General features: G+C 64.7%; 9 protein-coding genes and 1 pseudogene. 7 read left to right on the top strand and 3 right to left on the bottom strand.

Annotation, left to right across the window (positions count from 1 at the left end; translation table 11 throughout):
- The coding region (gene pstS / locus AABA86_RS33340) for a phosphate ABC transporter substrate-binding protein PstS (RefSeq protein ID WP_338309762.1) at nt 1-661 on the top strand (661 nt) is incomplete at its 5' end.
- A gap of 264 nt (nt 662-925) precedes the next feature.
- Nucleotides 926-1,589: pseudogene (locus AABA86_RS33335) on the top strand (ABC transporter permease).
- Here the strand turns inward: AABA86_RS33335 and AABA86_RS33330 are convergent.
- The gene (locus AABA86_RS33330; protein ID WP_212250420.1) at nt 1,563-2,372 is read right to left on the bottom strand and encodes a substrate-binding domain-containing protein; all 810 of its coding nucleotides are present in this window, start codon (nt 2,370-2,372) and stop codon (nt 1,563-1,565) included. The pseudogene AABA86_RS33335 and the gene AABA86_RS33330 overlap by 27 nt on opposite strands.
- Nucleotides 2,373-2,534: 162 nt before the next feature.
- On the opposite strand from AABA86_RS33330, the gene AABA86_RS33325 reads away from it, so the two are divergent.
- The gene (locus AABA86_RS33325) at nt 2,535-2,822 is read left to right on the top strand and encodes a hypothetical protein (RefSeq protein WP_212250422.1); all 288 of its coding nucleotides are present in this window, start codon (nt 2,535-2,537) and stop codon (nt 2,820-2,822) included.
- 62 nt (nt 2,823-2,884) lie between these two features.
- Here AABA86_RS33325 and AABA86_RS33320 read toward each other — a convergent pair whose 3' ends face one another.
- Nucleotides 2,885-3,220, bottom strand: coding sequence for a hypothetical protein (locus AABA86_RS33320; protein WP_212250424.1), 336 nt, complete (start codon nt 3,218-3,220; stop codon nt 2,885-2,887).
- Nucleotides 3,221-3,513: 293 nt separating this feature from the next.
- Here AABA86_RS33320 and AABA86_RS33315 point away from each other — a divergent pair, with 293 nt between their 5' ends.
- Together AABA86_RS33315 and AABA86_RS33310 are read left to right on the top strand one after the other, a co-directional pair.
- Entirely contained in the window at nt 3,514-4,746 is a 1,233-nt protein-coding gene (locus AABA86_RS33315; RefSeq protein WP_338309760.1) for a hypothetical protein, read from the top strand.
- Nucleotides 4,747-4,810: 64 nt separating this feature from the next.
- Nucleotides 4,811-5,083: a TonB-dependent receptor plug domain-containing protein gene (locus AABA86_RS33310; protein ID WP_338309759.1), complete on the top strand. Its 273-nt coding sequence runs from the start codon at nt 4,811-4,813 to the stop codon at nt 5,081-5,083.
- A gap of 7 nt (nt 5,084-5,090) precedes the next feature.
- On the opposite strand, the gene AABA86_RS33305 is transcribed toward AABA86_RS33310, so the two are convergent.
- Nucleotides 5,091-6,407: an alpha/beta hydrolase gene (locus tag AABA86_RS33305; RefSeq protein ID WP_338309758.1), complete on the bottom strand. Its 1,317-nt coding sequence runs from the start codon at nt 6,405-6,407 to the stop codon at nt 5,091-5,093.
- Nucleotides 6,408-6,633: 226 nt separating this feature from the next.
- Between AABA86_RS33305 and blaBJP the strand changes: the two genes are divergently transcribed.
- Nucleotides 6,634-7,518: a BJP family subclass B3 metallo-beta-lactamase gene (gene blaBJP / locus AABA86_RS33300; protein WP_338309757.1), complete on the top strand. Its 885-nt coding sequence runs from the start codon at nt 6,634-6,636 to the stop codon at nt 7,516-7,518.
- Between the two features lie 293 nt (nt 7,519-7,811).
- Nucleotides 7,812-8,656 (top strand): diguanylate cyclase domain-containing protein (locus AABA86_RS33295; RefSeq protein WP_338309756.1); only part of this gene is annotated, 845 nt, incomplete at its 3' end.

The raw sequence follows: 8,656 nt of genomic DNA, 5'->3' as shown, positions 1-8,656 counted from the left end.
GAACGATCCCGCGATCGGCGCGATCAACCCCGACGTCAGATTGCCGAATGCTGCGATCACGGTGGTCCACCGCATCGACGGCTCCGGCACGACGTTCAACTGGTCGAACTACCTCTCGAAGGTCAGCCCGCAATGGAAAGCCAGCGTGGGCGAAGGCACCGCCGTTGAGTGGCCGCTTGGCCTCGGCGGCCGGGGCAATGACGGCGTCGCCTCGCTCGTCAGCCTCGTTCCCGGCGCGATCGGCTATCTCGAATACACTTACGCGCTGCAACGGCTCGACCGGATTTCCTTCGGGATCGTGCAGAACAGCGCCGGCAATTACGTCGTGCCCGACGCCGCATCGTTCCAGGCGGCGGCATCAAGCGCGGATTGGAAGGCGAAGAAGGATTTCCATCTCGTGCTCACCAATGCGCCCGGCGAAGATGCCTACCCGATCACGGCGACGACGTTCGCGTTGATGCCGAAGGCGCCGAAATCCAGCGAGCGATCGGCCGCCGCGATCGACTTCCTCCGCTGGCTGCTCGAGAACGGCAGATCCCAGGCCGAGACGCTCAACTACGTCCCGCTGCCGCCTGCCTTGATCGACCAGATCGAGCACTATTGGCGGGAAAGCGTCGGGGCAGCCCCGACGGTCTCGGCATCGGCCAAGGTCAAGCGCTAATGCCGAAAGCGGACGTGCTATCCCGTCCGCGACATTGGATTCCAGCTGAATTCGGTTTCCAAACTGCTCCGCGCGAGTATTCTGTGAATGGCCTGCTGCAAGGAGAACTCCTTGTAGCCGGCGGAGCCACAAGTGCCTGCGGAGCGCGATCGCGCCACTGCATTGCNNCTGCGACACTCGCAGGGAATCATCCGTGAAACGCCTCCCCAGTCCCGACACCGACGCCCCCGCGGCATTCCGGCCGGCGCCGACGTCCAGGCTCGGATGAACGACTTCGCACGATCCGTTGGCGCAGCGCTCTCGCTGATCGGCGAAGCCGACGCCGAACTGCTGGGCATCGTCGCATTGTCGGTGCGCGTCAGCCTGACCGCGAGCATCCTTGCCCTGCTGATCGGCGCGCCGATCGGGGCCTTGCTCGCGATCACGCGTTTCCGCGGGCGGCAGGTGATCATCGTGCTGACCAATGCGCTGCTCGGCCTTCCGCCGGTCGTGGTCGGGCTCGCGCTCTATCTTCTGCTCTCGCGCTCCGGCCCGCTCGGGGTGGCCGGACTGTTGTTCACGCCGGCCGCGATGGTGATCGCGCAGACGCTGCTCGCCACCCCGATCGTGGTGGCGCTGGTGCACCGGCCTGCGAGCCTGCTGTGGGCGGAATATGGCGATCTGGCGCGGATCGACGGGCTGTCGGTCTTCCGCTGCATGGCGCTGCTGTTCGCGCTCGGCCNNGCGCGCCATCGCCGAGGTCGGCGCCATCATCATCGTCGGCGGCAACATCCGCGGCTTCACGCGCACGATGACGACCGCGATCGCGCTGGAGACCAGCAAGGGCGATCTGCCGCTGGCGCTCGGACTCGGACTGATCCTGCTCGCGCTCAGCGTCGCGGTGTCGACCGTCGCCTTCCTGCTAGTGGGACGCGTTGGGGAAAAATAGCTGCTCGCCGCCCACCTTATAGCCGGCGATCGCCTCCTGCCCCTTCGACGAAACCAGCCAGTCGATGAAAGCCTGCCCGTCCTTCGCCTTCACGTTCGCATGCTTTGCCGGATCGACCAGCATGACGCCGTACTGGTTGAACAGCCGCTTGTCACCCTCGGTCAGGATGGTGAGCTCGCCGCGATTCTTGAAGGACAGCCAGGTGCCGCGGTCCGACAGAACATAAGCGTTCGACGACGACGCCATGTTCAGCGCCGGGCCCATGCCCTGGCCGATCTCACGATACCAGCTGTCCTTGCCGGCACTGATGTCGACGCCCGCCTCCTTCCACAGCCGGAGCTCGGCCGCGTGCGTGCCGGACTTGTCGCCGCGCGAGATGAACGGCGCCTTCGCCGCCGCGATCTTGCGCAGCGCATCGGTGACGTCCTTGCCGCCGGCGATCTTCGCGGGATCGCTTTTGGGACCGACGATGACGAAGTCGTTGTACATGACGTCGAAGCGCTTCACGCCCTGCCCTTCGGACATGAACTTGTCTTCGGCAGCCCGATCATGGACGAACACCACGTCGGCATCGCCGCGCCGCCCGATATCCAGCGCCTGGCCGGTGCCGACGGCAACGACCTTCACGCTGATGCCCTCGGCCTTCTCGAACAGCGGCAGCAGATGGCCGAACAGGCCCGACTGTTCCGTCGAGGTGGTCGAGGCCACGGTGATGGTGCGCTCCTGGGCGAAGGCGATGGTGGACCAGAGCAGAGCCGCTCCGATGGCGACAGTCCTTTTCATGCTTCGTCCTCGAACCGACATTGATGCTTCTGCATAGCCGCTGGCGGCGAACACGGGAACCCCGACATTCGGCCGCAGAGAGTTGAAGCACTGCCGTCAAATTGGCAGGAACGCCAATGGCGCAGGCGGATTGTCCGGAGATGTAATGTCAAGGAGAATCCCATGAAAAAGATCATTCTGGCATCCGCGTGCATCATGGCACTGGCGACCGGTGGCGCCTTCGCGCAGACACAACCGGCTCCCGGCGCCTCCGGTCAGGGCGACGTCGGCCCCTCCTCGCGCGGCCCCGCGACCAAGGGAATGACGACGGGGCGTTCGTCGAACATGCAGAACGAGGCCAGCGACAGCAAGGGCGCGCAGCAACCATCGGCCGGCGGCAGCAACACGAATAACATGGGCAGCCAGGCCGGAGGCAGCGCGGGCGGCGGCAGCGCCGGCGCCGGCAAGTAGCCGAAAGATCGAAAAATCCCGGAGGGGATCATCGTCCCCTCCCGCAGGCCGACCGGCGTCGATCAACGGCCGGGGCAATATCTCATCACGCTGCGGATTCCCTGCGGCTCCGGCTCCTTCATCCACCCGATTTCCCTGGCCAGCCAAAGTTTGTCGTCGCCGATGACATAGGCGAACGTCATGGTGTCGAAGCCCCTGGGATTGCGGACCGTGACCTCACCGCAGGCCACCTCGACCGAACGGCCCTGCGGGTCGGATGCGGGGCTGGTCCAGGAAATGTGGATTTCCGCATTCGGCGGGATCAAATGAGCGGCGATTTTTGGCGAGAGATCATCCGCCAACGCAGGTGCGCAGATCAATGCGGCGAGGACCGCAGCCGGATATGTCTTGCGGATCACGTCTTCTCTCCTTCGCTTTCGAAGGAAGCGTACCCGGATCGGTGCCGCAGCTCTGTGGGAGCGGTCACATTGGCAGCCGGTGCAAGGCCGCCTCATGACAATCGTAATCTCTCGATGATGCCTGAGACGTCATGCAGCCGACCGCGCGGATGCGTGGATGTTCTGCAATTGGTCCCGTCTACATTGACAGGGGTGTGACGGCCGGGGCAGTTTTTCACATAGCTGGCGAATCAGCGATTGCCTCACGCCGAGTACCTCTTGGACAACTCCCAGTGCTTTCGAGACTGATATCGTTGCTGCGCCGCATCCCCGCGGTGAAATGGGCGTTCACCCGGCTTCGGCCCTTGCCGCATGGCGGCAGCATCGACGGTGCGGCGGTCGTCGCGGAACAGCCTGTCATCGTTGCCGACAGCGCTGAAGCTCTTCCGGCTCTCCACACCGGCATCAGCACCGAGCCGTTGCGCAGCGACGCTGCGGTCGCCGAGGACTCCACTGCCCGCGCCGTCATCGCGGAAGCAGCAGCCGATGGCGGCGGCAGCGACGGTTCACTGCAGCAGGCGCCGACAGATGTCGAGCCGGTCGTCGTGGCAGAGGTCTTGGCCTCGGACGAAGTCACCAGCGAAACGGTCGACGCTCCCAAACCCGTCGATGTTCCTGGACCCGTCATCGACGATGATCCGCCTGTGGAGGTCTCGACGAAGCTCGAGCCCGTCGCCACCCAAGCGGTCGCGGCCAGCGACGTCGAAGACGAGCCGGCCAAAGCCGCTGAGCCCGTCATCAGCAGCGATCCATCTCCCGAGCTCGCAGCCAGCGTTGACCCCGACGTCGTGGAGGAGACCTCGTCCAATCTCGAGGTCGCTTCGGTCGAGGTCGCGTCGGTTGACGCTCCCGCTCTCGTCGTTGCCGACGATCCCTCCACTGTTGCCGCCGTGGATGTCGAGCCTGTTGTAGACGACACCCAGGTCACGCTTGCCGATCGCGACGTCTCGGCCGAGCCTGTCGCTGCAGACAAGATCGACAGCGATCCCACCCCCGGCACCGCGGTGGCCATCGAGCCGGTCGCTGCAAGCAATCCAGCCCCCGTCGCCGCGGAGAACTCTTCCGCCGACGCCATCGTGGTCACCTATGATGAGCCGGCTCCGGCTCCTGCAGCTCCAGCTGAAGAGATTCGCAGCGCGCCGAAACTTCGTGCGAAAGCCACCGAACCTGCCGACCGCACCGCGCTGATCCGGCAGCGCTGGACGGAAAGCGGAATCAGGATGTGGAATCCCCGGCTTCACGGCACCGGCGAAGCCACGCTGAACATCCAGGGAAGCATCGGGCTGCTGCCGCCTGCGCCCGGCGAGACGATGCCGCGCTATGACAAGCTGGAGTTCAGGATGCTCGGCGGACAGATCGTCTGCGAGGGCGTGATCGTCGAGGCCCCCGCGCAGGCAACCCATCGGAGCTTCACCCGGCTCGCCGAGCCAGGGAAGCCCGATCGGGTTCGCGAACCGGTGCGGGAACGCCAGGCCGCTTTGGCCTGATCCTTTCCGCTGCAAGCGCCGTCACGCCGTGCTAGGCTGAGGTTTCCCGAACATGGGAGATCGCATGTCTGCAAAGCTATTGCGACTGATCGTGATCGCCGCCCTCTGCGTCCCGCAAGGCGCCTTTGCGACGTCCGGCAAACGGCCTCACCACAAGCCCGCCACCGATCCAGCCGCGCCCTACAAGGCCGACCGGCTCTCCTCCTCGCGCGGCCAAACGATCCTCAACACACCCGGCCAGACCACCGTGCTGACGCGAGAAGTCCTCGACGATATGAACGCGAGGAGCCTCCGCGATGCCATGCGCTCGACCGCCGGCGTCACGATCGGACGCTAGGTTCTGCTCAGGGGATCGGATAGCCCTTCCAGATCCACTCGAGCGCCGACGGCAGCGTCTGCGCGATCGTCGGCCGATCGACGTGCTTGGCGTTGCGCACGAACAGGAACTGATAGTGGTAGCCCTTCTCCGCCAGGACCTTGGCCATTAGCGCGTTCGACAGGGTCCAGTCGTGCATGCCGTCGGGAATGGTGGGGTTCGGATAGAACAGGTCCTGGTCGCCGCCGAAGAACCAGAAGCGGATCGGCTTCGTCGGCGCACTCACGATCAGCGGCACCCCGGGCGGTTCCGCCGGCGTGAGCACGCCGGCCTTGGAGATGAGGCTGGGGCCGGCCGGCCCCGTCCATCCACTGTGATATTCCCAGGCACCGCCGCGCAGCGACGGATCATGCGGCCATTGCTGGTTGACCATCGTCGGCGAGAAGGCCAGCACGCGATGATAGAGATCGGGATAGAACCAAGCCATGGTGAAGGCCGCCGCCCCACTCGAGCTCAGCCCCATGGTCGCGCGCCCGTCGGGATTCCTGGTGAGCTTGACGTCGGCGTTGGTCTCGACCAGCGGCAACACTTCACGCTCGACGAACTGCGCGTAGGCGCCTGACACCGCGTCATATTCGCGGCCGCGCTGGCTGCCCTGCGCGTCCTGGCCGCCATTGCCGATCTGGATCGCGACCATCGGCGGCACGCGGCGCTGTGCGATCAAATTGTCGAGGGTCGCTGCGAGGTCCTTGTAGGCGTTGGAGCCGCCGTCGCCGACCGCGATGAACGGCGCCTCGCTGCCGCGCACATATTGCGCCGGCACGTAGACGTCGATCGTGCGCGACCAGATGCCGGGATGGCTGGTGGTGACGATCATGTGCGACTTGTCGCCCGGCGCGGTGACGGTCGTCATGATCGAGGAGTTGGTGCATCCGGCGACGTCGTCGCGGATCAGGCCGGGATTGTAGATCGTGCTCTGCTTCGAGGTCAGCGTGAAGGACTTGGTCGTACCGCGCGGCACGCCGTCCTTCGCGATCGTCTCCGGCGCGGGATTGTGGGTCGGGCCGATGATGAAATTGCCTTCCGCCCCCGGCGGCGGCAGCGTGCCGTCGGGCAGCTCGGTCGCGCGCGGATAGTTGGCGCTCGACGGATCGCGCGTCGGCGGCGCCGTCTTGAAATCGAGGCCTGTCGTGTCGATGAAGAACGGCGCGGTCTTGTCTGTGGTGTTTGCACCAGGCGGCACGGCCATGTTCTGGGTGACGCAGGCCGGCTGCGCGAGGGCAATTGAAGCGAAGGAGACCAGAGAAATCAGCGTCCCCGCAAGGACGGACAATGAATTGGTCATTTTCAGCTCCCGGTACCGACGAGTCTTGCTGGCTCGTCTTGATGTAAAGTATGGCGGGCCGGCCGCACGTGGTCAAACGCCGGCCGGCGGCGTTGCCGCGATACCCGCTATGCATGAGGTATGAGGCCGTTGCTGCCGCACCTCTCCCGACATAGCTTGCACGCCGGCAAAGCCGTGCGGAAATCGCGTCCAGCCAAAATGACAAGAACACTTCGGGAGGCAAACCATGAGAAGACTTACCGCCGCATTGTGTGCGTTGGCGTTCCTCGCAACCGGCGCGCAGGCGCAGACCATCAAGGATTTCCTGGCAGCGGTCATGCAGAAATGGACGGCTCCGTTCGAGCCGTTCCAGCTCATCGGCAACGTCTACTATGTCGGGACCGAGGGCATCTCCGTCTACGTGATCAGGACATCGCAGGGCCTGATCCTGATGGATACGGCGATGCCCCAGTCGACCGGCATGATCAAGGACAATATCGCCAGGCTCGGCTTCAAGGTCGCTGACGTCAAGATCGTCCTCAACTCGCACGCGCATCTCGATCACACCGGCGGTTTCGCCGAGATCAAGAAGGAGACCGGTGCGCAGCTCGTGGCCGGCGAGCGCGACAAGCCGCTGCTCGAAGGCGGCTATTATCCCGGTGACGAGAAGAACGAGGACCTCGCTTTCGCGCCGGTGAAGGTCGACCGTGTCGTGAAGGAAGGCGACAAGGTTACGCTCGGCGACACCACGCTGACGGCGCATGCGACGCCTGGCCACTCGCCGGGCTGCACGAGCTGGGAGATGACCGTCAAGGACGGCGAGCAGAACCGCGAGGTGCTGTTCTTCTGCAGCGGCACCGTGGCGCTGAACCGGCTGGTGGGACAGCCGACTTATCCCGGCATCGTCGACGACTACCGTGCGACCTACGCCAAGGTGAAAGCGATGAAGGTCGACGTGCTGCTCGGGCCGCATCCGGAGGTCTATGGCATGCAGGCCAAGCGTGCGCAGATGAAGGACGGCGCACAGAATCCGTTCGTCAAACCGGGTGAGCTTGCGACCTATGCGACCAGCCTGTCGGAAGATTTCGACAAGCAGCTCGCCAAGCAGACGGCGGCGCTGGAAAAGAAGTAGCGGCCATTGCATGCTGCCCTTGACCTCTCCCCACCGGGGAGAGGTGCGGCAAGACGTTGCGCCGACGCGCATGGTTAGCAGAGCGTAACGGCGGCTTTTGCAGGACTTCGGCGCCGATACGCCTGCTGCCGCGGCCACCTATCGTTAACAGGGTCCCACCATTGCACGCGACCGGAATTGCAGCGGTAGCGTGCAACCTGCGCTAGTCTTTGGCGCAAGGCCCGATCTAACGCGCCCTTTACCCACGCTATGCAAGATCGCCGGCGTTTCAGGGATCCGGGGCTCGTATTTCAATGCCTGTTGCCGAATTGAAGTCTCACTTCGCCGCCGCAATGCGGCTGTTTCGCGTGCCGGCCGACAATCCCGAGCTGACGCGCGCGCAGTTCGATGCCTTCTCCAAGCAGATCCCGCTGCTCTACTTCATCCTGATCACCAACACGATCGCGGTCGCATATACCTATGTGCCGCTGGCGCCGGCCTCACTCAGCATGATCGTGCCGGGCGCGTTGATCACGGTGGCGGGCTATCGGACCTTCTGGTGGCTGCGGCAGCGCCATGTCGTACGCAGCGACGCCGACATCCTGCGCAATCTGCGTCTCACCAACTGGATCGCGGCACCGATCGCGGCGGGCTTCACCGTCTGGTCGTTCGCCCTCTATCCCTACGGCGATCCCTTTGCCAAGAGCCAGGTTGCCTTCTACATGGCGGTGACCGTGATCGGCTGCATCTTCTCGCTGATGCACCTGCGTTCGGCCGCACTGATCGTGACTCTCGTCGTCGACGTGCCCTACGTCGTGTTTTACTTCGCTACGGGCGAGCCGACGCTGGAGGCGATGGCCGTCAACAATTTGCTGGTCACCGGCGCGATGGTGACGGTGCTGACCATCTACTACCGGGACTTCGCCGATCTCGTCGCCAGCCGCAAGTCGCTGCTGGCCCAACAGGCGGCGACCCAGGCGCTCTCGGACGAGAACTTCCGCCTCGCCAATCTCGATTCCCTCACCGAGCTGCCGAACCGCCGCCGCTTCTTCGCCGAGCTGTCGAGCGCCTTTGCCGACGCCGAGCGCAGAAACGTTCGCGTCGCGGTCGGGATCATCGACCTCGACGGCTTCAAGCCGATCAACGACAATTACGGCCA

The organism is Bradyrhizobium sp. TM233 (assembly GCF_036247965.1).
Lineage (GTDB): Bacteria > Pseudomonadota > Alphaproteobacteria > Rhizobiales > Xanthobacteraceae > Bradyrhizobium > Bradyrhizobium ottawaense.
This window is presented reverse-complemented; position numbering and strand designations above follow the sequence as displayed.